The following is a 23,647-nucleotide window of genomic DNA, read 5'->3' as shown; positions in this document are numbered from 1 at the left end:
GGAAATTAGCTGCGACGGCGGCGTGCCGCAACGCCGGCTACCAGCAAGCCAGCCATCAACATGGCGTAAGTGGTGGGTTCAGGTACTGAAGTGATCGTTGAATTGTTCTTAACGAGAATATCCAGCGTACCGTTGAAGTTGCTGGAGCCAGTGTTTGAATATTCCACATCGAAATATTCATTGTAGGTGCTGTAGTACGATCCCCATGGAGCCAGCGGAGCGGACGTCAGAATGTGGCTGTAGGAGTCGACTGTCGTGAGCGAGCCAGGCGCGGTGCCGCTAGATAAGGTCACGCTGTTGCCTACCAGATTAGAGCCGGTGTCGGTTGCGCCGCGACTCCAAGATGCGCTGGCCGTGCCGAAAAATACCAGTTTGGTGTTGGCAGACAGCGAGAAGTGCAACACGGTTTCGGTGCTGGCGCTGAAACTGCCAGCCCATCCTTGCGCATAGAGGTAGTACTGCGATGAGTCTGCGCCGGTTGAAACTTGCGAATAATGAGAGTTGGATGCCGTGGCAACGTATGGCGGGTTGGCGGCGCTGTAGGAATTGCCGACCATCACGCCGCACATGCATGGATCCGCGATACCGTGGCTGTTCGCTGCCGTGACGGTCAGGGTGGGCGTGATGCCGTCGTTCACATCGAGATCAACCAGTTTGTAGCCGTAGTTTTTAATGAAAGCGCTATTCTCAATCTGTGCGTAAGCCGATGTGCTAGCGGTAACGGCCAAGGCTGCGCAGATTAGTGTCATCGATTTTGCAAGTTTCATACAATTTCCAATTGAGTAATAAAATAACAATATAACATTAAATTGTTGCTAAGTGGCGCGCTCCTGGATGGCGCCGTGGAGAATCATGATCCGCCGCCGCAAGCAAGGTTGTTAAGCGGAGCTGCCTTTGCTGATGCTCTCGCCATCCTCCACGCGCAAGGACCAGAAGGTCAGCGAGGACAGGATGGTGAGCACCGCCAGCGTCAGGAAGGCGTGATGCAGCGCGCCAGCGAGTGCCAGACGGTTCGATTGGGGCAGGTCGCCCAGGAACCAGCCGGTGATCAGCGAGCCTGTCGCCAGGCCAAAGCTCATCGACAGCTGCTGCATCGAGCTGGCCATCGTACTGGCCATGCTGGAATCGGCGCTATCGACATCGGCATAGGCGATGCTGTTCATGGCGGAGAATTGCAGCGAATTGAAGAAGCCCAGGCACAGGCTGATCATCACGATCATATACAACGGCGTGCCCTGCTGGACGAATGAATACAGGCTGATGGTCAATCCGATCAGCACCGTGTTGACGGTCAGGACCTGGCGGTAACCGAAGCGACCCAGCACCCGCACCGAGATGAACTTCATGCCCATGGCCGCAGCAGCGGACGGCATCATCAGCAAGCCTGATTGCCATGCTGGCAGTCCCAATCCCAGTTGATACAACAGCGGCAGCAGGAAGGGCAGGCCGCCGACGCCGATGCGCGTGATGAAGCCGCCGGCCACGGACACGCGGAAGGTGCGTATCTTGAACAACGCCAGTCGCAGCAAGGGAAACGCCGCGTCCCTGGCGTGCCACACATAGGCCGCCAGCAGGCTGCAAGCGATGAGCAGCAGCACCGTTGCGGACGTGATATCGATCCGGTGTTCGCCGAAAATCTCCAGCAGCCATGACAACAGCGCCACGCCGGTGCCGAACAAAACGAGACCGATCAGGTCCAACGGCCGCGCACCATCGCCGCGATAGTCCGGCATGTAGCGGTGCGCAAGGCAGATCGCCACCGCGCCAACCGGCACGTTGACGAAGAAGATGTCCCGCCACGTCAGCCAGTGCACAATCAAGCCACCGACCGTGGGGCCGAGCAGGGGGCCGATCAGCGCCGGGATAATCACAAAGTTCATCGCCGCCAGCAGCTCGGCTTTGGGGAAGGTGCGAACGATGGTCAGGCGCCCGACCGGCATCATCATCGCCGCGCCCAGACCTTGCAGCAGCCGCGCCGCCACCAGCATCGGCGAGTTGACGGAGAGCCCGCACAGCACCGACGCCACTGTGAATATCGCCACGGCGCTCATGAATACGCGGCGGGTGCCGAAGCGGTCGGCCATCCAGCCACTGATCGGGATCGACACCGCCAGGCTCAGAATGTAGCTGGTGACGACCGCTTTCAAACTGAGGGGAGTTACTTGCAGGCTGGCCGCCATGCTGGGGATAGCCGTGTTGACGATGGTGGAGTCCAGCTGCTCCATGAACAAGGCAGTAGCGACCACCCACGGAAGGTAGCTTTTGGCGGCGGAGGTATTCATGCCCGCGATTGTCACACAAAAGCCACAGGGCGGTCATAAGGGCGTCATGAATCGGGCGTAAGTTGGCGCACATCGAAATGGCCGATGGAGTTGATATGGACGCTAAGTCGCTGTTCCCTGGTCGTCGCGGTTTTATCCGTCAAATGGGGGCCACCGCCTTGCTGGGCGTTGGAGCTGGTGCGGGCCTGAGCGGCTGCAGCAGCACCGCAGCCAGCATCGCCGATGGCGCCGCAGTCGGTTTCGATCATGGCGTGGCCAGTGGCGATCCGCTCGGCGACCGCGTGATACTGTGGACCCGCGTGACGCCGCGCCGCAGCGACGAAAGCGGCGACATCGCCGTGCGCTGGCAGATGGCCACCGATCCGGCCATGCAGGCGGTGGTCGCCAATGGCAGCGTGATCACGTCGGCGCAAAAGGACTACACCGTCAAGGTGGACGCCGCGGGCCTGCTGCCGGGCCATGTCTACTACTATCAGTTCGCGGTCGACACGGTGAAGTCGACTGTCGGACGCACCAAGACGCTGCCGCGCACTGATGTGCGCCAGGTCCGGCTGGCGGTGTTCTCCTGCTCGAATTATCCGTCCGGGTATTTCAATGTCTACGCCGATGCGGCGCGCCAGGATGATATCGACGCGGCGCTGCACATCGGCGACTATATCTATGAATACGAAAGCACCGGCTACGCCTGCGGCAATGCGGAGGCGCTGGGCCGCGTGTCCGAGCCGCGCGAACTGCTGCTGCGGCTGGAGGACTATCGCCGCCGCTACGCACAATACCGCACCGATCCCGATTTGCAGGCAGTGCATGCGGCGATGCCGTTCATCGCTGTGTGGGACGACCACGAATTCGCCGACGATACGTGGCGTGACGGCTCGGCCGAACACAAGGCCACCGAGTATGGTCCCTTCACGCTGCGCAAGATGGCGGCGATGACCGCTTACCACGAGTGGATGCCGATCCGCGCACCCGACCCGGCCGCGCCGGAGAAGATCTACCGCTCCTTCGACTTTGGCGGCGTGGTGTCGCTGCATATGCTCGATACGCGCCTGATCGGCCGCGACCAGCAGCTGATGATGTCCTCCTACTACGACGAGCATAAGCGCTTCGACATCGAGAAGTACAAGCATGATGTCTGCTCGCCGCGCCGGCAGATGATGGGGGCCGAGCAGATGGCGTGGCTGGAGCGTCAGGTCAAGGACTCCAATGCGCGCTGGCAGATGCTGGGCCAGCAGGTGCTGATGGCGCGCATGGAGTACCCGGCCGCCGTCGCCATGGGCGAATGCAATTGCACCGACTATTCGGCGCTGAAGAAGCGCGCAGCCGCCGACCCATCCTGCATCACCGGCCGGGAAAAGCGGTGGCTGTCGGCGCCAACGCTGCCCTGCTATATGGATTCATGGGACGGCTATCAGAATGACCGCGAGCTGGTGTTCGCCATGATGCAGCGCCATCGCAAGAACATGGTGGTGCTGGCCGGTGATACGCATAACGCCTGGGCCAGCGACCTGCACGATGCGCAAGGGCGCCAGGTGGGAGTGGAGTTTGCGACATCGTCGGTGTCGTCGCCAGGGATGGAGGGCGCTTACCCCGACCGCGATCCCGATGATGTGGCAAGCATGATGCTGGATTTGATTGAGCCGCTGTACTATGCGCAAACCAGCAAGCGCGGTTACATGATCGTCACCGCCAGCCACGAGCAGGTGCGCTGCGACTGGCGCTTCGTCGACACCGTCTTCAAGCACGAGTTCACGGCCGCGACGGAGCGCAGCCTGCGCACCTTGCCGGGACCGGGCAACCGCAAGATCGAGGAGTGCGGCGGCGCTTAAGCGCCGCTTGCGGGATTGTCCCAGCGGTCTTCAAACATGATATCGGACAGCGGCCGGCGCTTGTCCCATTTTTCGAGTTCCAGCATCGGTGCGGTGTAGAACTCGTCCACCTGGCCGACGCATAGCACGGCGATCGGCTGGCTGCCACCGGGCATGCCGCAGATGTCGCGCAAGGTCTGTGGATCGAACATCGAAACCCAGCCTGCACCGATGCCTTCCGCGCGCGCCGCCAGCCAGAAGTTCTGCAACGCGCAAGCGGCGGAGGCCAGGTCCATTTCAGGCATGGTACGGCGGCCGAACACATATTGGTCGCGCTTATCGATCAGGCCTACCACCAGCACTTCGGCGCAAGCCAATATGCCTTCCACTTTGAGTTGCATGAACTCCTCGGCGCGCTTGCCCAGCGCTTCGGCGGTCTTGATGCGTTCCTCGTTCACGTGCTTGTGTATCTGCGCGCGCAACGCGGGATTGGTGATGCGGATGAAGCGCCATGGCTGCATCAGGCCGACGCTGGGCCCGTTGTGGGCTGCGCTGATGAAGCGTTCCAGCTGTCCCGGTTCCAATGGGCCTGGTTTGAAATGGCGGACGTCCCGCCGTTCGCGGATGGCGCGGTAGACGCCGTCGATTTCGGCCGGAGTGAAGGCGTGCGGGCTGGTGGCGCTCATGCGGATGACCTCTTATCGTGCAAAGCCAGCAAAGCATCCAGCAGCGGCTGGGTGGCGTCGGCTATGCGGTCCAGGCTTGCCTCGCGCAGTGCGCTGGTGTCTACGGTGTTTTGTGTGTGCAGTCCGGCCCAGCGCAGCAGCGCGCTGTTGGCTTGTGGCGTGTCGAACAGGCCGTGCAGGTAGGTGCCGAGGATCTGGCCGTCCGCCGAGAGCGCGCCTTCGGGCCGGCCGTCGATGATGAAGGCCGGCGTATCGAGCGCGCTGCCGGTCGAGGTGCCCATGTGGATTTCATAGCCGCTGACGCTGGCCGTGTCCTCGCCGAAGGCACACACGCCCTGAACCTGAACCAGCCGTTTGTCGGTGGTCATTTCAGTGTTCATGTCGAGCAGGCCGAGTGCGGGTGACGTGCCGGCCTTGCCCTCTATGCCCAGCGGATCGGTCACGCTCTGGCCCAGCATCTGGAAGCCGCCGCAGATGCCGATCACCTTGCCGCCGTAGCGCAGATGGCGGGCGATCTGCTCCGGCCATCCCTGCGCGCGCAGCCAATCGAGATCGCCGCGTGTGTTCTTGCTGCCGGGGAGGATGATCAGGTCGGCCGCAGGTATCGGTTCGCCTTGGCGCACGAAGTGCAGGTCCACGTCCGGGTGGGCGCGCAGGGCGTCGAAATCAGTGTGGTTGCTCATGCGCGGCAGGCTCGGGACGACGACGCGGAAGGCGCCGCGCGACGCTTGTACCGGCTGCACTGCGTCTTCGGCGTCGAGGAACAGGCCGTGCAGATAAGGCAGCACCGCCAGTACCGGCTTGCCGGTTTGCTGTTCCAGCCATTCCAGTCCTGGTTCCAGCAGCTTGATGTCGCCACGGAAGCGGTTGATGACGAAGCCGATAGTGCGGGCGCGTTCGCTCTCCGACAGACAGGACAGCGTGCCGACAATGTGCGCGAACACGCCGCCACGGTCGATGTCCGCCACCAGTATCACCGGGCAGTCGACTTTTTCGGCGAAGCCCATGTTGGCGATGTCGCGATCGCGCAGGTTGATCTCCGCCGGGCTGCCCGCGCCTTCGACAACCACGCTGTCGTACTGCGCCAGCAGGCGTTGGTGCGATTCCAGCACCGCCTGCATCGCCACGGTCTTGTATTGATGGTAGTCGCGCGCGTTCATCTCGGCGCGTACCTTGCCGTGGATGATGACTTGCGCACCGATGTCGCTCGACGGTTTGAGCAGCACCGGATTCATGTCGGTATGCGGTGCCACGCCGGCGGCGATGGCTTGCAGTGCCTGGGCGCGGCCGATCTCGCCGCCGTCCGCCGTGACGGCGCTGTTGAGCGCCATGTTCTGCGGCTTGAACGGCGCCACGCGCACGCCTTGGCGCTTGAGCAGCCGGCACAGGGCGGCGACGACGGTACTCTTGCCGGCGTCGGAGGTGGTGCCCTGAACCATCAGGGTCGAATAAGGGAATTTCATATCAATTCTTGCGGTGCTGACGCGCCAGTTCCAGTTTTTCGCACAGGGCGGTGGTGCCGGCGACCATGCGCGGGCCGGCGCGGTTCAGCAGTTCGCCGTCGAGGGTGAACAGGTTGTCGTTGCGGACCGCCTTCATCATTGTGTAAGGACGCCATAGGCCTACGCCGCCGTAGTTCTTTTCGCTGGTGCCGAAGATGGCTTCGGGGTCGGCTTGCAGTACTGCTTCGTTGCTGACCACCGGAGCCGTCACCTTCAGGTCGGCGAAGATGTTCACGCCGCCGCACAGGCGCATGGCGTCGCTGACGATGGAGCTGCCGTTGAGGGTGTAGAGCGGCTTGTCCCATACCTGATAGAACATCCGCACCGGAGGACGGTTGCCATACTGTTTGGCCAGTGCGGCGAAGTGCTGGCGGATCTCGGCCGCCACAGGTTGCGCGACGCTTTCGGTGCCCATCAACTGGCCGAGGCGCAGCACGTTGTCGGCGATGCCGTCCAGTTTTGTCGGCTCGCTGTGGAACATCGGGATGTTCAGCTGGCGCAGCGTTTCGATCTGGCGCTCGGAGGCGCCATGCAGCCAGACGACGATCAGGTCCGGCTTCATGGCGATCACGCGCTCCATGTCGACCTGACGGTTGTCGCCGATGCGTGGCAGTTTTTTTGCCGCTTCCGGGTAGTCGCTGTAGGTGACCGCACCGACGATCTTGTCGCCGCCGCCGGCCGCGTACAGCAGCTCCGTCACATGCGGCGCCATGGCGATGATGCGCTGCGCAGGCTTTTGCAGTGTGACGACGTTGCCGTCGTCGTCGCGCACCGAGATGGCGGCGCTGGCGGTGGCGGCTATCGCCAATGTCGTCAGGCCTGCCAGGAGTTTGATCGTCAGTTTGTTCATGCGGATTCCTTGTTGTTCCATTCTTTTAGCGCTGTCTCCAATCTCTGCCATCCCGTTTCGTCGGGCGGCAGGCCGAGGCGGATGCCGCGTGCCGCCTGTTTGAACAGCCGCACCCAGATACCGCGTTCCGCCATGTGCTGCCAGAAGCCTTCCGCGTGGTCCTCTCCCCACCACTGGAACAGGGCGGCGCCGGTAGAGCGAATGTCGTGTGCCGCCAGCAGTTTTTGCAGGCGTTCTCCGCTCGCCAGTAGCTGCCGGAGTGTGTTTGCCTGCCAGGCCTGGTCGCGCAATGCGGCGAGGGCGATGTGTTGTGCGGGGCCGCTGACGGCCCAGGGCCCCAGCAGGTCCGACAGATCGCGCAAAAGGTCCGGGTGCGCGGCCACAAAGCCCAGCCGGATGCCGGCCAGTCCGAAGAATTTTCCAACCGATCGCAGGACGATCAAGCCTGGACGGCCACTGTGCGCCGCCACGCTGTTGTGCTGCGCCGTGTCGCCAAAGGCTTCGTCGACCACCAGCCAGCCGCCGCGTGCCGCCAGCTGGTCCGCCCATTGCAGCAGCTGGGCGGCGGACACGCTGGCACCGGTCGGGTTGTTGGGATTGCAGACGACCATGACGTCGCTGTTCGTCACCGCTGCGTCCAGCGCCTCATATGGCGTTTGCGTCAGCGTATGTCCGTGGTCGTTCCAGTGGTGCGCATGCTCCGCGTAGGATGGCGCGGCGACGGTCACGCGTGAAGGCTTGCGCAACCGGGGCAGTGCCTGGATGGCGGCCTGCGTGCCGGCGACCGGCAGCATCAGCGGCGCGCCATAGAAGGCGGCTGCGGCCAGCGCCAGATCGGGATCGGCCTCTGGCAGCCGGTGCCACGCATTGCCCGGCAGCGCAGGCGCCGGATACCAGTGCGGGTTGATGCCAGTCGAAAGGTCGAGCCAGTCGTCGCGGCCGAAGCGACGCGCGGCGTCGCGCAGATTGCCGCCGTGTTCAAGCATGCGCGATCTCCATCCATGCAGCGACTGTGCAGGCGATGGCCAGCCACAGCGCCGTGGTGCGCGCGACCAGGCGCCATGCGCGGCTGATATCGGCGCCGGTGGCGGGTTGTCCTTCGCCTAACGGCGGTCTCTCTTCCACTTCGCCGTCGTAGATGGCGGCGCCGCCCAGCTGCACGCCGAGCGCACCGGCGCCGCTGGACATCACTGGTCCGGCGTTCGGGCTGCTCCAGGCCGGGGCCTGTGTGCGCCAGCACTGCCAGGCGCGCAGCTTGCCCTGGAGACCGGGCGCCAGCACCACGTAGGAGAGGGCGGTGAGGCGCGCCGGGATGTAGTTAAGTGCGTCGTCGATGCGGGCGGCGGTGCAGCCGAATTGCAGCAGGCGCGCGGTGCGGTAGCCCCACATCGCGTCCAGCGTGTTCGCCATGCGGAACAGCACCGCGCCGGGGCCACCTGCGACGATGAACCAGAAGAGCGTGCCGAAGACGGCGTCGTTGCCGTTTTCAAGCAGGGATTCGGCGCTGGCCTTGGTCAGTTCGACCTCGCTGGCGCTGGTGGTGTCGCGGCTGACGATGCGGGCGGTCAGCAGGCGGGCGTTGGGCAGATCGCTTTGCGCCAGCGCATCGGCGATGGGCAGGTTGTGGTCGCGCAGGCTGCGCAGACCGAGGCAGAAGTAAAGCATGACGGCGTGCGCAATCCACGGCAGCGCCCCGTGCGCGCCTGGCAGCAGGACCAGCAGCGTGGCCAGGCCGGTCAACGGCAGAACCGCCAGCACCCACGCCAGCGCGCCGCGCCAGAAGCGCAGGCCGCCGCGATTGAGGCGGCGCTCCAGCGTCATCGCCAAGTTGCCGAAGCCGACCAACGGATGCCAGCGGCGCGCTTCGCCCAGCATCAGGTCGAGCAGCACGCCCGCCACCATCAGCAGGGCGATGACGCCAAAACTCAAGCCTGTCAGCACGGCGTTCCTTTTAAGACCAGCGGCAGGCCGGCGGCGACGAATACCGCGCGGTCGCATATGGCGGCCATCGCCTGGTTCAGGCGCCCCTGTTCGTCCACGAAGCAACGCGAGATCGCGCCGAACGGCATGATGCCCATGCCGACTTCGTTCGATACCAGCACCACGTCGCTGGTGCATTTGGTCAGCGCGCTGGCCAGCATGTCCTGCTGCTCGTGGAACAGCGCGGGCAGGGTGATCTCGCCGACGTCCGGGTAGGTGTCGCCACTGCTGAACAGCAGGTTGCTGAGCCATAGCGTCAGGCAGTCGACCAGGATCAGGCGGTCCGGCGAGGACCAGCGCAGCAGCTGGTTGCCCAGTGCCAGCGGCTCTTCGACTGTGATCCATTCGCTGGGCCGGCCGGCGCGGTGATGTGCGATACGGGCCATCATTTCGGCGTCGCCGGCGGTGGCGGTGGCGATATAAACGACTTCCTTGCCAGACTCGATGGCCAGGCGATCGGCGTATCCGCTTTTACCGGAGCGTGCGCCCCCCAGAACTAGTGTACGTGTCATGCTTCGCTCCTGGAAAACAGGGCGGCAACCGCCGCCGGGTTGGATGGAAAATAAGCGTGAAAATAAGAAGCCGTCAGGGAGCCGACGCGATACCAGGCTTCACCCTGAACGGCCGACGGATGCTTGATAGTGTACGCCGCTGGCGCCACGGTTGTCTCCAGCTTGGAGTAGTGGAATGTGTGGCCACGCAGGACGCCTTGTTCCGTTGGCAGTCCTTGCGATCCGAGGCCTGCCAGGCGCGCCTGCATTGCCACGGCGCCTGGCAGCAAGCTGGCCATTGCCCATGCCGCGCCGGCTTGGTCGGCAAGGGTGTCGGCCAATGCCATCATGCCGCCGCATTCGGCGACGATGGGCGTGCCGGCTGCATGGGCCGCGCGGATCGACGCCTGCCACACGCTGGCCTGCGACAGTGCCTCGGCGTGCAGCTCCGGATAGCCGCCCGGCAGATACACGGCGTCCGTTTCGGCCGGTATCGCTTCGTCGGCCAGCGGCGAGAAGAATTTCAGTGTTGCGCCCAACTGGCGCAGCGTATCCAGGTTGGCCGGATAGATAAACATGAAAGCAGGATCGCGGGCGATGGCGATGGTGCGGCCAGCGAGCAGCGGCGCCTGCGGCTCGGCTGCTGGCGGGATCTCGATGCGCACAGAACGCAGGTGTTCCCAGGCCGCTTCGTCGAACACCAGTTGGTCCGCCAGATTGTCGAGTAGTTGGTCGATGTCGCCGACTTCGCCGGGCAGCACCAGGCCGAGGTGGCGCTCGGGCAGCGATTTGGCCTGGCGTGGCAAGGTCGCAAACAGCGGAATGTCGCGCAGCGAAGCTGCCACCATTTTGGCGTGGCCTTCACTGGCAACGCGGTTGGCGATAACGCCGGCCATTTCCACCGGGCCGTAGTCGCGCAGGCCGTGTACCAGCGCACCGGCGGTTTGCGCCATGGCGCCGGCGTCGATCACCGCCATCACCGGCACGCCGAACTCGCGCGACAGGTCGGCCGACGATGGCGTACCGTCGTATAGCCCCATGACGCCTTCGATCAGGATGACATCCGCTTCTGCGGCGGCCTGCGCCAGCTGGCTGCGGCACAGATCAAGGCCGACCATCCACAGGTCCAGCGAGCGCACCGGCGCGCCGCTGGCGCGTTCCAGCAGCATCGGATCGATGAAATCCGGGCCGCATTTGAACACGCGCACGCGCTTGCCCTGGCGCGCCAGCTTGCGCGCCAGCGCGGCGGTGACCGTGGTCTTGCCCTGGCCGGAGGCGACAGCGGCCACCAGCAGGGCCTTTACTTCGATATGCGTAGTCATTACCACTCGGTGCCGAGTTGCGCGCCGATGCCGGCCTTGAAGGCGTGCTTCACCACTTCCATTTCGGTGACGGTGTCGGCGATGGCGATCAGCTCCGGTGGAGCGCCGCGACCGGTGATGACGACGTGCTGCATCGCCGGGCGGGCCAGCAGATCGTTGATGACCGTCTCCACGTCCAGGTAGCGGTACTTCAGGGCGATATTCAGTTCGTCGAAGACCACCAGGCCGATGTCGGGATCGGCCAGGAAGCGTTTCGCCTGTTCCCAGGCCAGCTGCGCCTTTTCGATATCGCGTTCGCGGTTCTGGGTTTCCCAGGTATAGCCTTCCCCCATCGAGTGGAAGCTGATCTCTTCCGGGAAGCGGCGCAGGAACAGCTCCTCGCCAGTCTGCATCGCGCCTTTGATGAACTGCACCACGCCGACCTTCATGCCGTGGCCCATGGCGCGTATCGCCATGCCGAAGCCGCTCGAGCTCTTGCCCTTGCCGTTGCCGGTGTTGACGATGATGATGCCGATCTGCTTGTCGGCGGCGGCGATCTTGGCGTCGATGATGGCCTTCTTGCGCTCCATGCGCACGCGGTGACGCTCGTTCAGCGCCGCGGTTTGTTCGTCGATGTCGCCGGTATTCTGTTGGGTCATTCCAGGTCCTCTTTGGGGATGAAGATGCTGCGTTTTCCGTGTTGGATGATGTCAATCGGGTGGCCCAGGTAATCGCCCAGGAGGTCGGCCCGCATCACCTCTTCCGTGGTGCCGGCCAGCCAGCGGCCATCGCCCATCAGCAGCAACGCGTGGGTGGAGACGCTGTGCGCCAGCGTCAGGTCGTGTCCTATCATGACGGCGGTCTTGCCCTGCTCGCGGCAAAGGCGCGCCAGCAGCCCCATGACGCTGACCTGATGCGCCAGGTCCAGCGCATTGGCCGGTTCGTCGAGCAGCAGCAGTGGTGTGTCCTGCGCCAGCATCGCGGCGATGGCCACGCGCTGGCGTTCGCCGCCGGACAGCGTGCGCACGTCGCGCTCGGCCAGGTCGGCCACTTCCATCGCCTCCAGCGATGTCAGCGCGATGGCGTGGTCGTCGCTGCCTTCCCAATAGCGCTTGCCGTGATAGGGGTGGCGAGCCGACAGCACGGTTTCGATCACGCTGTAGGCGAAAGCGTCGCTGCGGCTTTGCGCCAGGAAGGCGCGCTGACGCGCCAGTTCGGCCGGCGGCCAGTCGGACAGTTCGCGTTTGCGGATGGCGACGTAGCCGCCGTCCGGCTCACGCAGGCCGGCCAGGGTCTTCAGCAGGGTGCTCTTGCCCGCTCCGTTGCGGCCGATGACGCTCCAGCATTCGCCTTCGCGCACTTGCCAGTCCAGATCCGTAATCAGCTGGCGGCCGCCGATTTTCAGCGAGAGTTGATGGGTGTTGATCATTATTTACGCAGCCGGTGCAGTTGATACAGGAAGACCGGCGCGCCGATCAGCGCCGTCAGCACGCCCACTGGCAACTGCTGCGGCGCGATGATGGTGCGGGCCAGCGTGTCTGCCAGCAGCAGGAAGGTGCCGCCAGCCAGCATGGCCGCAGGGATCAGCACGCGGTGATCGGCGCCGACGGCGAAGCGGCAGGCGTGCGGCACGATCAGGCCGACGAAGCCGACGCTGCCCGCGCTGGTGACTGCGCTGGCGGTCAACAGGCCCGATGCGAAGAACAGGCCCTTGCGCAGCGCGCCGACGCGGACGCCTAGCGTGGCGGCGGCTTCGGCGTGCAGCGCCATCACGTTCATGGAACGGGCGCTGCGCAGGGCGAACACCAGGCCTCCGGCCAGCACGATCCAGGGCAATGCACGCATCGGCGCACCGGCCAGGTCGCCGATCATCCAGAACACCATGCTGCGCAAACGGCTTTCGGGGGCGATAGAGAGCATCAGCGTCACCAGCGCCATACAGGCGGAGGACATGATCACTCCGGTCAACAGCAGCAGTGCGGTGCCGCCTTCGGCCGCCGCGCCGCCGCGCAGGTCGCGCCGGGCCAGCAAGTACAGCATCATCGCGACGGCGATGGCGCCGCCGAAGGCCGAGGCGTCGACCATCCCGATGGCGCAACCGAACAGCATCGCGGCCAGGGCACCGACGGAGGCGCCGGCGGAAATGCCCAGCACATAAGGGTCGGCCAGCGGGTTGCGCAGCAGCGCCTGCATCATCACGCCCGTCAGCGACAGGGCGGCGCCGGTGACGAAGGCGGTCAGCGCGCGGCTCAGTCGCAGATCGAGCAGCGTCGAGGCCAGCGTCTGGCTTTGGCCATGCATCAGGTCATTGAGCGCAGCGGGGATATCGGAAAGGGGAATCGAGACCGAACCGGTCATGCCTGAAAAAATCAGACTGGCAAACGTGAACAGCACCAGGCCCGTCAAGGTCACGGCGGCACGCTGTCGCAGATTGCGGGAGAAAGAATGCATGCACTGCTTTCAAAAAAGAGAGACTGCCGGGCGCGTGGCATATGCGCCCCACGCCCGGCAGGTTACACCATTACGCTTACTTGTAGCCGTAGCGGATGCCGGCAAACAGCTTGGACATCGGCGTGGCGTAATTACGCGCCAAGTCGTACTGCTTGTCGCCGATATTATTCCAGCGGACCAGCGCCGACCAGTCGTGGTTGAAGTGGTAGGTCGCGTACAAATTGACCAGGCCATAGCCGCCCAGACGGACCCTGTTGGCGGTGTCTTCGTAGCGGTCGCCGGACAGTTCCACTTCCACGCCGGCCTTCAGGGCGCCGGCGCTGTAGTCGGCCATCAGGTTGCCGTGCTTTTTTGCGCGGCGCTGCAGGCGCTTGTCGTTGGTTTCGTCCTTTGGATCTTGCAGGTCGACGTTGGCGGCAAGGTTGAAGCGGCCCAGTTGCTGGCTGGCCCCCATGGTCAGGCCTTCAAGCAGTGCGTGGTTGACGTTGTAGGCGCAACCGTTCTTGTAATTCGCTGTGCCGAACGGGCATGGATTGACGTTGACCAGCAGGTCGGTCAGGCGGTTGTGATAGTAACTGGCGCTCAGCGCGGTGGCGCCGCTGTCGTAGCGCAGGCCGATTTCGGCGTTCTTGCCCTGTTCCGGTTTGTTGGCCGGGTTACCGTAGGACGGGTAGTACAGTTCATTGTAGGTCGGCGCGCGGAAGCTGGTGCCGTAGCTGGCGGTGGCGCGCAGTGCCTGCGTGAAGTTGTAACCATAGCCCAGCGAGCCGGTATTTTTCGAGCCGTAGAGCGATTTGTCACGACGCACGCTGGCGTTGAACAGGTTATCGCCGCGACGGGCGTTGTACGAGGCGGCGACGGAGTTGGTGGTACGTTCTGGATTACGCAGGTCGAAACCGTTGGTCTCGACTTCTTCCTTGCGATGGTCGTACAGCAGTTGCAGCACGTCGGCGCCGATCTGCACGTCATTCTGCCAGGTGAAGTCGGTTTGCTTGGTATTGATCTTCGAATAGCCCGATGCCAGCGCGCTGGTGTAGGTGGCGCCGTCATCCCTGGACTGCGAATACTGGACCAGGCTTTGCCAGATCGGCAGGATCTGGTTCTTGCTGTAGATGGCGGCGTTTTCGAGCTTGGCCTGCGAGTGCGTATCGTAGGCCGATGAACCGCTGTCGTACTGGGAAGCGAGTTTGCTATGCAGGAGCAGCGCGCCGATTTCATGGCCTTCGGCCAGGCGCAGGCCGAATTGTGCTGCCGCGTTTTCGCGGTCATAGCCGTCTTTGTCGGCGTTGTAGGAGAGGTTGCCAGGGCGGGTGGATGAGAAGCCGTCCGATTTTTCCTTGCCGGCGCTGATCGCGTAGCTGAAGCTGTGCTCACCGCCGGTGGCGCCGGAGAGCGACACATCGCCTTCGCGGGTGTTGTCGGTGCCATAGCCGGCGAAGGCGGTGAATGCTGGCGCGCCCTTGCCCTTCTTGGTGAAGATCTGGATCACGCCGCCGATGGCGTCCGCGCCATACAAGGAGCTCAGTGGACCGTAGACGATTTCGATATGGTCGATGGCGGTCAGCGGGATGGCGCTCCAGTTGGCGGCGCCGGTGGTCGACGATCCGATACGCACGCCGTCGACCAGCACGAGGTTCTGGTTGCTGTTGGCGCCGCGGATAAACACGGTGGAGTTGGTGCCCGGGCCGCCGTTGCGGGCGATCTCGATGCCGCGCTGGCGCTGCAGCAGGTCGACGATGGAGCCGACGCCGGATTCGGCGATCTGTTCGGCGCTGATGGTGATGCTGTCGCTGATCACGTCGGCCAGGGCCTGCGGGCTGCGGGTGGCGGTGACCAGTACCGTGCCGGCGACTGGTTCTGCGTAAGCGTAGGAGGCGGCCATTGCCAGCGCCAGCGACGTCAGGGCCGCGGGACGGGAGATACGAAGGGTCATGATGTAATTTTTCTGTTAACAGCAACCGGCCGACGTCCCCGTGGGCCAGATTGAACAGAAGCAGAGAATTGAGAGATGCATGCAGCGCAGCCGTTGTTGTCGGCTTCATCCGCTCGCGCACATCCCGTTCGCTCGCTTCCACCTGATTTGGCCGGTATCCGGGCTGGCAAGTTAGACCACCTCACCTTCCCATGCAGAGCACAGTGGTTTGTCAGAGGAGGTTTGTCGCGCATCTGCTGCGACACTTGCTTACCGTTGCGGGGGCAGCACATGTGGGCTCTTACAGAGCTTCATGTTTCCCGTTTAACTGCGCATCTGGACAGACGCGCGGGCACCAAAACCCCGTCATTATACGGGTTTGTGCGGCGGTGGTCATGGAGTGGCGGTTTAGTTTTGCAGTACCAGCGTAGCGCCGTAAGCGATTTGATGCGGCTGGCGGGCGGCTTGCAGCGCCATGTCGGCGGGCGTCAGGCCGGTGTGGCAGGCCGACAGCAGGCGCATTGCACCGGCGTGGCAGATCACGATGGCGTCTCGCTGCTGGCGCTGGAGGTCGGCGTAAAAGTCGGCGATGCGGCCGGCCATTTGCAGCACGCTCTCGCCGCCGCCCGGGTGGTAGTTGACCAGGTCAGCAGCCCAGGCGTCGATGTCGGCGCGCGCGATGTCGTCCCAGCGGCGCAGTTCCCAGTCGCCGAAGTCGATCTCCGCGATGCGGGCGTCCAGCAGCGGGGAGGGGGATGACAGCGGCGCCGCCAGTTGTGCCGCCAATGTGGCGCAGCGCTGTAGCGGGCTGCTATATATGGGCAGGCGGTGGGGCAGTGTGGCCGACAGGTCGGCCAGCGTTTGCGCCAGTTGTTCCGGCGCCGCGGCGAGATCGCTGCGACCGTAGCAGACGCCGGGCGCGATTTGCGGCTGCGGATGGCGGACCAGTATCAGCCGCATGGCGCTACCAGGGCAGGGCGCCGTGGTGCATGCAGGCCAGCACGCACAGGTAGAACGCCACTTCGCTGAGCTGCTGTACCGCGCCCAGGCAGTCGCCCGTATAGCCGGCGATGCGGCGGACGAATTTGCGGGCCAGCCAGGCGGTGGCGACGGCGGCGGTGATGAGGCCCGTTGCCAACGCGCTCCACGTCAGCCATCCGCAGGCGATCATCGCTAGTGCGGGAACGGCAGCGGTGGCGGCGGCCAGCGCGAATTCGGCGGTGCTCATCTTTTGCGCAAGTGGCTTGGCCTTGCCTTCTGCTCGTGCGTAGTCGAGGCGCCAGATCAGCGAGGTCGCCATCAAGCGCGATAGGGGATGGGAGGCGAAGAGCGCGGCAATTGCCTGCAGCGGCGGCAGCATGGACAGCGTCGCGCACTTGGTGGCGAGCAGGCAGATGATGCCGATGGCGCCGTAAGCACCGATGCGCGAGTCCTTCATGATCTCCAGTATGCGCTCCGGCGTCATGCCGCCACCGAAGCCGTCGCACATGTCGGCAAAGCCGTCTTCGTGAAAGGCGCCGGTGGCGTAGATGCCGGCGGCGGTTGATAGCAGCACGGCGATCGGCGCGGGCAGGAACCACGTGGCCAGCGCATACACGCCGGCCGTAATGGCCGCAACCACCGCGCCGACCAGCGGAAAGTAGCGCGATGCCTGGTTCAGCCACGCAGGATCGAAGCCCACCCAGCCGGGAATCGGCAGGCGGGTGAAGAACTGGAGCGCGGTGAAGAACAGGCGTAGTTGGTGCACGACGCTTACTCGGACTTTTCGCTGACGTGGGCCGATTCGAACGTGGCCATCCGGTTCAGGAAGTTGACCGCCGCATGCAGCAGCGGCAGCGCCAGCGCGCAGCCGGTGCCTTCGCCCAGGCGCAGGCCCAGGTTCAGCAGCGGCTTCGCTTCCAACGCGGCCAGCATCTGCTGGTGGCCGTTTTCGTCGGAGCAGTGTGCGAATACGCAGTAGTCCAGGATGGCTGGCTGCATGCGTGCTGCAACCAGCAGCGCGCTGGTGACGATGAAGCCGTCGATCAGCAGCACCTTGCGCAATTCGGCTGCCTTCAACATGGCGCCGGTCATCATGGCGATTTCCAGGCCGCCGAAGGTGGCCAGCACGTCCAGCGGCTCGACCGCGGCTGCGTGCTTGGCCACCGCAGCCTCGATCACACGCTGCTTGCGCAGTATGCCTTCCGCCGACAGGCCGGTGCCGGCGCCCACGCATTGCGCGGCCGGGATGCCGGTCAGTTTGTGCATCAGCGCGGCGGCGGCGGTGGTGTTCCCGATGCCCATCTCGCCGAAGCCGACCACGTTGCCATCCAGCTCGGCGACCAAGGCCATGCCTGCGGCCAGCGCGGCCTCGCACACGCTGCGGCTCATCGCCGGTTCCTGTGCGAAGTTCCGGGTGCCGGGCGCCAGCTTGCGGTCGGTCAGGCCAGCGCGCGGTCCGAAGTCGTGATTGACGCCGGCGTCGATGACGCGCAGTTGGCAGTTGCTCTGTGTGGCGAAGACGTTGATGGCAGCGCCGCGCGCGAGGAAGTTCTCGACCATCTGCCAGGTCACGTCCTGCGGGTAGGCGGAGATCCCTTCCGCGACGATGCCGTGATCGGCGGCGAATACCAGGATGGCTGGTTGGGTGATCGCGAGTTCGCGTGTGTTCTGTATGAGGCCGATTTGTTTGGCCAGCGATTCCAGCACGCCCAGGCTACCCAGCGGTTTGGTTTTATTGTTGATGGCATTGTCCAACAGGGCCGCCAGCGTCTCGTTGTTGGTAGTAGGGATAGTTGGAATGAACATGTGGACGGCCTATAAATCGGTGAAGTCGCTATTTTACCCTTGCCAGTGTGGTTGGCCTTTGCTATAGTTCGCCTCCCCGCAAAACGCAGCATGTAAATGCACTGTTGAAGTGGGAAGTTTTTTAGTGAGATGAAACCACACTAAAAAACAGGCTTGACGAGATGTTTGAAACGCTTCATAATCTTGCCTCTTCGCTGATGAACACAACGCTTCTTCAGCAAGCAGTACCGAATAAGTTCTTTAAAAATTAACAGTCGATAAGTGTGGACGTTTGATGAAAGTGCACACGCTGCTTCGGTAGCGTGAAACTTAAAATATCAAATGTTCACAAGAAGTAATGAAATAGGCGCTATGAAAATAGTGGCCTGTCAGTATTTTGAGTGAGCGACCCGTCAGCAATGACGGTGACACGCAAGTGTCAAATAAACAGAGATTAAACTGAAGAGTTTGATCCTGGCTCAGATTGAACGCTGGCGGCATGCCTTACACATGCAAGTCGAACGGCAGCGCGGGGCAACCTGGCGGCGAGTGGCGAACGGGTGAGTAATATATCGGAACGTACCCTGGAGTGGGGGATAACGTAGCGAAAGTTACGCTAATACCGCATACGATCTAAGGATGAAAGCAGGGGACCGCAAGGCCTTGTGCTCCTGGAGCGGCCGATATCTGATTAGCTAGTTGGTAGGGTAAAAGCCTACCAAGGCATCGATCAGTAGCTGGTCTGAGAGGACGACCAGCCACACTGGAACTGAGACACGGTCCAGACTCCTACGGGAGGCAGCAGTGGGGAATTTTGGACAATGGGCGCAAGCCTGATCCAGCAATGCCGCGTGAGTGAAGAAGGCCTTCGGGTTGTAAAGCTCTTTTGTCAGGGAAGAAACGGTGAGGGCTAATATCCCTTGCTAATGACGGTACCTGAAGAATAAGCACCGGCTAACTACGTGCCAGCAGCCGCGGTAATACGTAGGGTGCAAGCGTTAATCGGAATTACTGGGCGTAAAGCGTGCGCAGGCGGTTTTGTAAGTCTGTCGTGAAATCCCCGGGCTCAACCTGGGAATGGCGATGGAGACTGCAAGGCTAGAGTTTGGCAGAGGGGGGTAGAATTCCACGTGTAGCAGTGAAATGCGTAGATATGTGGAGGAACACCGATGGCGAAGGCAGCCCCCTGGGTCAAAACTGACGCTCATGCACGAAAGCGTGGGGAGCAAACAGGATTAGATACCCTGGTAGTCCACGCCCTAAACGATGTCTACTAGTTGTCGGGTCTTAATTGACTTGGTAACGCAGCTAACGCGTGAAGTAGACCGCCTGGGGAGTACGGTCGCAAGATTAAAACTCAAAGGAATTGACGGGGACCCGCACAAGCGGTGGATGATGTGGATTAATTCGATGCAACGCGAAAAACCTTACCTACCCTTGACATGGCTGGAATCCTCCGAGAGATTGGAGGAGTGCTCGAAAGAGAATCAGTACACAGGTGCTGCATGGCTGTCGTCAGCTCGTGTCGTGAGATGTTGGGTTAAGTCCCGCAACGAGCGCAACCCTTGTCATTAGTTGCTACGAAAGGGCACTCTAATGAGACTGCCGGTGACAAACCGGAGGAAGGTGGGGATGACGTCAAGTCCTCATGGCCCTTATGGGTAGGGCTTCACACGTCATACAATGGTACATACAGAGGGCCGCCAACCCGCGAGGGGGAGCTAATCCCAGAAAGTGTATCGTAGTCCGGATTGTAGTCTGCAACTCGACTGCATGAAGTTGGAATCGCTAGTAATCGCGGATCAGCATGTCGCGGTGAATACGTTCCCGGGTCTTGTACACACCGCCCGTCACACCATGGGAGCGGGTTTTACCAGAAGTAGGTAGCTTAACCGCAAGGAGGGCGCTTACCACGGTAGGATTCGTGACTGGGGTGAAGTCGTAACAAGGTAGCCGTATCGGAAGGTGCGGCTGGATCACCTCCTTTCTAGAGTAGCACTGGTCTTCGGACTACTCATCAAGCGTTCACACTTATCGACTGTCAATATTAAAGAACAGCATTTGGGGCTGTAGCTCAGCTGGTTAGAGCACCGTGTTGATAACGCGGGGGTCGTTGGTTCGAGTCCAACCAGCCCTACCAGTTTCTGCCTTGTAGTAAATCTCAGGGGGATTAGCTCAGCTGGGAGAGCACCTGCTTTGCAAGCAGGGGGTCGTCGGTTCGATCCCGTCATCCTCCACCAAGAGTTCAAATGTAAGGGTAAGCCTTTAGATTTGATCTTTTAGAGATCAAGTGCTGTACGTTCTTTAACAATCTGGAAGAAGTAAGTAAATTTTTATGTACCCATGCGGGGAACTGCGTGGGTGGGTAATGATTGTATGTATCAACAAACGCAACAACGTAGTACTTCTTATTCCTATAAACGCTCCTTGTTTAGTCGCAGGGGCTAACGTTATAGGGACAAGTGAATAAGTGCACATGGTGGATGCCTTGGCGATTACAGGCGATGAAGGACGTAGTAGCTTGCGATAAGCTGCGGGGAGCTAGCAAACAAGCTTTGATCCGCAGATTTCCGAATGGGGAAACCCGGCCTTTTAGGTCATTGCATACTGAATACATAGGTATGCAAAGCGAACGCGGCGAACTGAAACATCTAAGTAGCTGCAGGAAAAGAAATCAACCGAGATTCCCAAAGTAGTGGCGAGCGAAATGGGATGAGCCTGCACGTTTTAGCATGACGCATAACAGAATCCACTGGAAATTGGAGCCATAGCGGGTGATAGCCCCGTATGTGAAATGCGATGTGTGGAACTAAGCGTGCGACAAGTAGGGCGGGACACGAGAAATCCTGTCTGAATATGGGGGGACCATCCTCCAAGGCTAAATACTCGTAATCGACCGATAGTGAACCAGTACCGTGAGGGAAAGGCGAAAAGAACCCCGGGAGGGGAGTGAAATAGATCCTGAAACCGTGTGCATACAAACAGTAGGAGCGGACTTGTTCCGTGACTGCGTACCTTTTGTATAATGGGTCAGCGACTTACATTCAGTGGCAAGGTTAACCAGATCGGGAAGCCGTAGAGAAATCGAGTCCGAACAGGGCGATAGTCGCTGGGTGTAGACCCGAAACCAAGTGATCTACTCATGGCCAGGATGAAGGTGCGGTAACACGCACTGGAGGTCCGAACCCACTAATGTTGAAAAATTAGGGGATGAGCTGTGGGTAGGGGTGAAAGGCTAAACAAACTTGGAAATAGCTGGTTCTCTCCGAAAACTATTTAGGTAGTGCCTCAAGTATCACCATCGGGGGTAGAGCACTGTTATGGCTAGGGGGTCATCGCGACTTACCAAACCATTGCAAACTCCGAATACCGATGAGTGCGAGCTTGGGAGACAGACGTCGGGTGCTAACGTCCGGCGTCAAGAGGGAAACAACCCAGACCGCCAGCTAAGGTCCCAAAGATTGGCTAAGTGGAAAACGAAGTGGGAAGGCTAAAACAGTCAGGATGTTGGCTTAGAAGCAGCCATCATTTAAAGAAAGCGTAATAGCTCACTGATCGAGTCGTCCTGCGCGGAAGATGTAACGGGGCTAAGCCAGTCACCGAAGCTGCGGATATCTAGCAATAGATATGGTAGGAGAGCGTTCTGTAAGCCTGCGAAGGTGTCTTGTAAAGGATGCTGGAGGTATCAGAAGTGCGAATGCTGACATGAGTAGCGATAATGGGGGTGAAAAGCCCCCACGCCGTAAGCCCAAGGTTTCCTGTTCAACGTTCATCGGAGCAGGGTGAGTCGGCCCCTAAGGCGAGGCAGAGATGCGTAGCTGATGGGAAGCAGGTTAATATTCCTGCACCGTCGTATGATGCGATGGGGGGACGGATCGCGGAAGGTTGTCTGACTGTTGGAATAGTCAGTTTCTGGTTCATAGAAGGTGCTTAGGCAAATCCGGGCACGTAATTCAAGGGACTGGGACGAGGCACTTAGGTGCTGAAGCAATCGGAAGTGGTTCCAAGAAAAGCCTCTAAGCTTCAGTCATACGAGACCGTACCGCAAACCGACACAGGTGGGCGAGATGAGTATTCTAAGGCGCTTGAGAGAACTCGGGAGAAGGAACTCGGCAAATTGGTACCGTAACTTCGGGAAAAGGTACGCCCTTGTAGCTTGGCTGATTTACTTCAGTAGGGCGAACGGGTTGCAATAAACTGGTGGCTGCGACTGTTTAATAAAAACACAGCACTCTGCAAACACGAAAGTGGACGTATAGGGTGTGACGCCTGCCCGGTGCTGGAAGATTAAATGATGGGGTGCAAGCTCTTGATTGAAGTCCCAGTAAACGGCGGCCGTAACTATAACGGTCCTAAGGTAGCGAAATTCCTTGTCGGGTAAGTTCCGACCTGCACGAATGGCGTAACGATGGCCACACTGTCTCCTCCCGAGACTCAGCGAAGTTGAAGTGTTTGTGATGATGCAATCTACCCGCGGCTAGACGGAAAGACCCCATGAACCTTTACTGTAGCTTTGCATTGGACTTTGAATCAATCTGTGTAGGATAGGTGGGAGGCTTTGAAGCGGGGACGCCAGTTCTCGTGGAGCCATCCTTGAAATACCACCCTGGTTCATTTGAGGTTCTAACCTTGGCCCGTTATCCGGGTCGGGGACAGTGCATGGTAGGCAGTTTGACTGGGGCGGTCTCCTCCTAAAGTGTAACGGAGGAGTTCGAAGGTACGCTAGTTACGGTCGGACATCGTGACGATAGTGCAATGGCATAAGCGTGCTTAACTGCGAGACTGACAAGTCGAGCAGGTACGAAAGTAGGACATAGTGATCCGGTGGTTCTGTATGGAAGGGCCATCGCTCAACGGATAAAAGGTACTCTGGGGATAACAGGCTGATTCCTCCCAAGAGTTCATATCGACGGGGGAGTTTGGCACCTCGATGTCGGCTCATCACATCCTGGGGCTGTAGCCGGTCCCAAGGGTATGGCTGTTCGCCATTTAAAGTGGTACGTGAGCTGGGTTTAAAACGTCGTGAGACAGTTTGGTCCCTATCTGCCGTGGGCGTTGGAAATTTGAAGGGGGCTGCTCCTAGTACGAGAGGACCGGAGTGGACAGACCTCTGGTGTACCGGTTGTCACGCCAGTGGCATTGCCGGGTAGCTAAGTCTGGAAGAGATAACCGCTGAAAGCATCTAAGCGGGAAACTTGCCTTAAGATGAGATTTCCCAGAGCCTTGAGCTCTTTGAAGGGTCGTTCGAGACCAGGACGTTGATAGGTCAGGTGTGGAAGTGCAGTAATGCATTAAGCTAACTGATACTAATTGCCCGTACGGCTTGTCCCTATAACCTTAGCAGGTTGTGGTGAATGAGAAGTACGTTGGAACGTTCGTTGATATAACTTCATTACCCCATTACTTACTGATTCCAGATTCGGAGCGTCGCTGAAAGCGTCGCTCGTACAAGTCAATGCCTGATGACCATAGCAAGTTGGTCCCACCCCTTCCCATCCCGAACAGGACCGTGAAACAACTCTGCGCCGATGATAGTGCTGCAACCAGTGTGAAAGTAGGTTATCGTCAGGCTAGTTATATAAAAAAACCCCACCCGGTGATCCAGGTGGGGTTTTTTGCGT

At 61.0% G+C, this 23,647-nt stretch carries 17 protein-coding genes, 2 tRNA genes, 3 rRNA genes and 1 riboswitch; of the genes, 6 read left to right on the top strand and 16 right to left on the bottom strand.

The features are described 5' to 3' along the window. Positions 1–5: 5 nt before the first annotated feature. Positions 6–767 (bottom strand): PEP-CTERM sorting domain-containing protein, encoded by a 762-nt coding sequence (locus tag ACEN9O_RS05130; RefSeq protein ID WP_495616558.1) that lies wholly within the window; start codon positions 765–767, stop codon positions 6–8. A 111-nt stretch (positions 768–878) separates the two neighbouring features. After that, the gene (locus ACEN9O_RS05125) at positions 879–2,282 is read right to left on the bottom strand and encodes a DHA2 family efflux MFS transporter permease subunit (protein ID WP_495616557.1); all 1,404 of its coding nucleotides are present in this window, start codon (positions 2,280–2,282) and stop codon (positions 879–881) included. Between the two features lie 95 nt (positions 2,283–2,377). Between ACEN9O_RS05125 and ACEN9O_RS05120 the strand changes: the two genes are divergently transcribed. Continuing rightward, on the top strand, positions 2,378–4,108 hold the full coding sequence (locus ACEN9O_RS05120; protein ID WP_495616556.1) for an alkaline phosphatase D family protein: 1,731 nt from the start codon (positions 2,378–2,380) through the stop codon (positions 4,106–4,108). Here the strand turns inward: ACEN9O_RS05120 and bluB are convergent. From bluB to cobT, 14 genes are all read right to left on the bottom strand, one after another. Next, the gene (bluB, locus tag ACEN9O_RS05115; protein ID WP_495616555.1) at positions 4,105–4,773 is read right to left on the bottom strand and encodes a 5,6-dimethylbenzimidazole synthase; all 669 of its coding nucleotides are present in this window, start codon (positions 4,771–4,773) and stop codon (positions 4,105–4,107) included. The two genes, ACEN9O_RS05120 and bluB, sit on opposite strands and share 4 nt — an antisense overlap. Next, positions 4,770–6,236: a cobyric acid synthase gene (locus ACEN9O_RS05110; protein ID WP_495616554.1), complete on the bottom strand. Its 1,467-nt coding sequence runs from the start codon at positions 6,234–6,236 to the stop codon at positions 4,770–4,772. The genes bluB and ACEN9O_RS05110 overlap by 4 nt, the downstream gene beginning before the upstream one ends. A 1-nt stretch (position 6,237) precedes the next feature. Continuing rightward, on the bottom strand, positions 6,238–7,125 hold the full coding sequence (locus ACEN9O_RS05105; protein WP_495616553.1) for a cobalamin-binding protein: 888 nt from the start codon (positions 7,123–7,125) through the stop codon (positions 6,238–6,240). After that, the gene (gene cobD, locus ACEN9O_RS05100; RefSeq protein WP_495616552.1) at positions 7,122–8,111 is read right to left on the bottom strand and encodes a threonine-phosphate decarboxylase CobD; all 990 of its coding nucleotides are present in this window, start codon (positions 8,109–8,111) and stop codon (positions 7,122–7,124) included. Before cobD ends, ACEN9O_RS05105 begins: the two co-directional genes overlap by 4 nt. Beyond that, positions 8,104–9,066, bottom strand: a complete 963-nt coding sequence (gene cbiB / locus ACEN9O_RS05095) for an adenosylcobinamide-phosphate synthase CbiB (RefSeq protein ID WP_495616551.1) — start codon at positions 9,064–9,066, stop codon at positions 8,104–8,106. The genes cobD and cbiB overlap by 8 nt, the downstream gene beginning before the upstream one ends. Beyond that, positions 9,060–9,617 carry a bifunctional adenosylcobinamide kinase/adenosylcobinamide-phosphate guanylyltransferase gene (gene cobU, locus ACEN9O_RS05090; RefSeq protein WP_495616550.1) on the bottom strand — a complete coding sequence of 186 codons (558 nt, stop codon included), beginning with the start codon at positions 9,615–9,617 and terminating at the stop codon, positions 9,060–9,062. The genes cbiB and cobU overlap by 7 nt, the downstream gene beginning before the upstream one ends. Further along, positions 9,614–10,918 carry a cobyrinic acid a,c-diamide synthase CobB gene (locus tag ACEN9O_RS05085; RefSeq protein ID WP_495616549.1) on the bottom strand — a complete coding sequence of 435 codons (1,305 nt, stop codon included), beginning with the start codon at positions 10,916–10,918 and terminating at the stop codon, positions 9,614–9,616. Before ACEN9O_RS05085 ends, cobU begins: the two co-directional genes overlap by 4 nt. Beyond that, on the bottom strand, positions 10,918–11,556 hold the full coding sequence (gene cobO, locus ACEN9O_RS05080; protein ID WP_495616548.1) for a cob(I)yrinic acid a,c-diamide adenosyltransferase: 639 nt from the start codon (positions 11,554–11,556) through the stop codon (positions 10,918–10,920). The genes ACEN9O_RS05085 and cobO overlap by 1 nt, the downstream gene beginning before the upstream one ends. After that, complete coding sequence (locus ACEN9O_RS05075; RefSeq protein ID WP_495616547.1) at positions 11,553–12,326, bottom strand: ABC transporter ATP-binding protein; 774 nt, start codon at positions 12,324–12,326, stop codon at positions 11,553–11,555. The genes cobO and ACEN9O_RS05075 overlap by 4 nt, the downstream gene beginning before the upstream one ends. Beyond that, entirely contained in the window at positions 12,326–13,348 is a 1,023-nt protein-coding gene (locus ACEN9O_RS05070) for a FecCD family ABC transporter permease (RefSeq protein ID WP_495616546.1), read from the bottom strand. Before ACEN9O_RS05070 ends, ACEN9O_RS05075 begins: the two co-directional genes overlap by 1 nt. 76 nt (positions 13,349–13,424) lie before the next feature. Continuing rightward, complete coding sequence (locus tag ACEN9O_RS05065; RefSeq protein ID WP_495616545.1) at positions 13,425–15,281, bottom strand: TonB-dependent receptor domain-containing protein; 1,857 nt, start codon at positions 15,279–15,281, stop codon at positions 13,425–13,427. 132 nt (positions 15,282–15,413) lie between these two features. Next, a riboswitch (cobalamin riboswitch) is annotated at positions 15,414–15,635 on the bottom strand. A gap of 33 nt (positions 15,636–15,668) precedes the next feature. Then, positions 15,669–16,220 carry a histidine phosphatase family protein gene (locus ACEN9O_RS05060; RefSeq protein ID WP_495616544.1) on the bottom strand — a complete coding sequence of 184 codons (552 nt, stop codon included), beginning with the start codon at positions 16,218–16,220 and terminating at the stop codon, positions 15,669–15,671. Between the two features lie 4 nt (positions 16,221–16,224). Beyond that, positions 16,225–17,007, bottom strand: coding sequence for an adenosylcobinamide-GDP ribazoletransferase (locus tag ACEN9O_RS05055; RefSeq protein ID WP_495616543.1), 783 nt, complete (start codon positions 17,005–17,007; stop codon positions 16,225–16,227). 5 nt (positions 17,008–17,012) lie between these two features. Next, on the bottom strand, positions 17,013–18,047 hold the full coding sequence (cobT, locus tag ACEN9O_RS05050; protein WP_495616542.1) for a nicotinate-nucleotide--dimethylbenzimidazole phosphoribosyltransferase: 1,035 nt from the start codon (positions 18,045–18,047) through the stop codon (positions 17,013–17,015). A gap of 435 nt (positions 18,048–18,482) precedes the next feature. Here cobT and ACEN9O_RS05045 point away from each other — a divergent pair. The 5 genes from ACEN9O_RS05045 (at position 18,483) to rrf (ending at position 23,597) form a co-directional block, all read left to right on the top strand. Further along, a 16S ribosomal RNA gene (locus ACEN9O_RS05045) occupies positions 18,483–20,013 on the top strand. Positions 20,014–20,089: 76 nt separating this feature from the next. After that, a tRNA-Ile gene (locus ACEN9O_RS05040) sits at positions 20,090–20,166 on the top strand. 24 nt (positions 20,167–20,190) lie between these two features. Beyond that, positions 20,191–20,266 (top strand) — tRNA-Ala (locus ACEN9O_RS05035). A gap of 216 nt (positions 20,267–20,482) precedes the next feature. Then, positions 20,483–23,357 (top strand): 23S ribosomal RNA (locus tag ACEN9O_RS05030). A 127-nt stretch (positions 23,358–23,484) separates the two neighbouring features. Further along, positions 23,485–23,597: ribosomal RNA gene (rrf, locus tag ACEN9O_RS05025) — 5S ribosomal RNA — on the top strand. Together the 16S, 23S and 5S rRNA genes with 2 tRNA genes alongside form the textbook arrangement of a ribosomal RNA operon. The last annotated feature ends 50 nt before the right edge of the window (positions 23,598–23,647 follow it).

The sequence above is a fragment of the Duganella sp. Dugasp78 genome (assembly GCF_059491455.1).
The sequence above is the reverse complement of the archived record's forward strand: the minus strand, read 5'-3'. Positions and strand labels throughout refer to the sequence as shown.

What these genes read in the sequence shown, in the direction of transcription:
- ACEN9O_RS05110 (WP_495616554.1), bottom strand. Translation starts at nt 6,236, where the DNA reads ATGAAATTCCCTTATTCGACCCTGATGGTTCAGGGCACCACCTCCGAC.
- cobT (WP_495616542.1), bottom strand. Translation starts at nt 18,047, where the DNA reads ATGTTCATTCCAACTATCCCTACTACCAACAACGAGACGCTGGCGGCC.
- ACEN9O_RS05130 (WP_495616558.1), bottom strand. Translation starts at nt 767, where the DNA reads ATGAAACTTGCAAAATCGATGACACTAATCTGCGCAGCCTTGGCCGTT.
- cobO (WP_495616548.1), bottom strand. Translation starts at nt 11,556, where the DNA reads ATGACCCAACAGAATACCGGCGACATCGACGAACAAACCGCGGCGCTG.
- bluB (WP_495616555.1), bottom strand. Translation starts at nt 4,773, where the DNA reads ATGAGCGCCACCAGCCCGCACGCCTTCACTCCGGCCGAAATCGACGGC.
- ACEN9O_RS05085 (WP_495616549.1), bottom strand. Translation starts at nt 10,918, where the DNA reads ATGACTACGCATATCGAAGTAAAGGCCCTGCTGGTGGCCGCTGTCGCC.
- ACEN9O_RS05075 (WP_495616547.1), bottom strand. Translation starts at nt 12,326, where the DNA reads ATGATCAACACCCATCAACTCTCGCTGAAAATCGGCGGCCGCCAGCTG.
- ACEN9O_RS05070 (WP_495616546.1), bottom strand. Translation starts at nt 13,348, where the DNA reads ATGCATTCTTTCTCCCGCAATCTGCGACAGCGTGCCGCCGTGACCTTG.
- ACEN9O_RS05065 (WP_495616545.1), bottom strand. Translation starts at nt 15,281, where the DNA reads ATGACCCTTCGTATCTCCCGTCCCGCGGCCCTGACGTCGCTGGCGCTG.
- cobD (WP_495616552.1), bottom strand. Translation starts at nt 8,111, where the DNA reads ATGCTTGAACACGGCGGCAATCTGCGCGACGCCGCGCGTCGCTTCGGC.
- ACEN9O_RS05120 (WP_495616556.1), top strand. Translation starts at nt 2,378, where the DNA reads ATGGACGCTAAGTCGCTGTTCCCTGGTCGTCGCGGTTTTATCCGTCAA.
- ACEN9O_RS05105 (WP_495616553.1), bottom strand. Translation starts at nt 7,125, where the DNA reads ATGAACAAACTGACGATCAAACTCCTGGCAGGCCTGACGACATTGGCG.
- ACEN9O_RS05060 (WP_495616544.1), bottom strand. Translation starts at nt 16,220, where the DNA reads ATGCGGCTGATACTGGTCCGCCATCCGCAGCCGCAAATCGCGCCCGGC.
- ACEN9O_RS05125 (WP_495616557.1), bottom strand. Translation starts at nt 2,282, where the DNA reads ATGAATACCTCCGCCGCCAAAAGCTACCTTCCGTGGGTGGTCGCTACT.
- cobU (WP_495616550.1), bottom strand. Translation starts at nt 9,617, where the DNA reads ATGACACGTACACTAGTTCTGGGGGGCGCACGCTCCGGTAAAAGCGGA.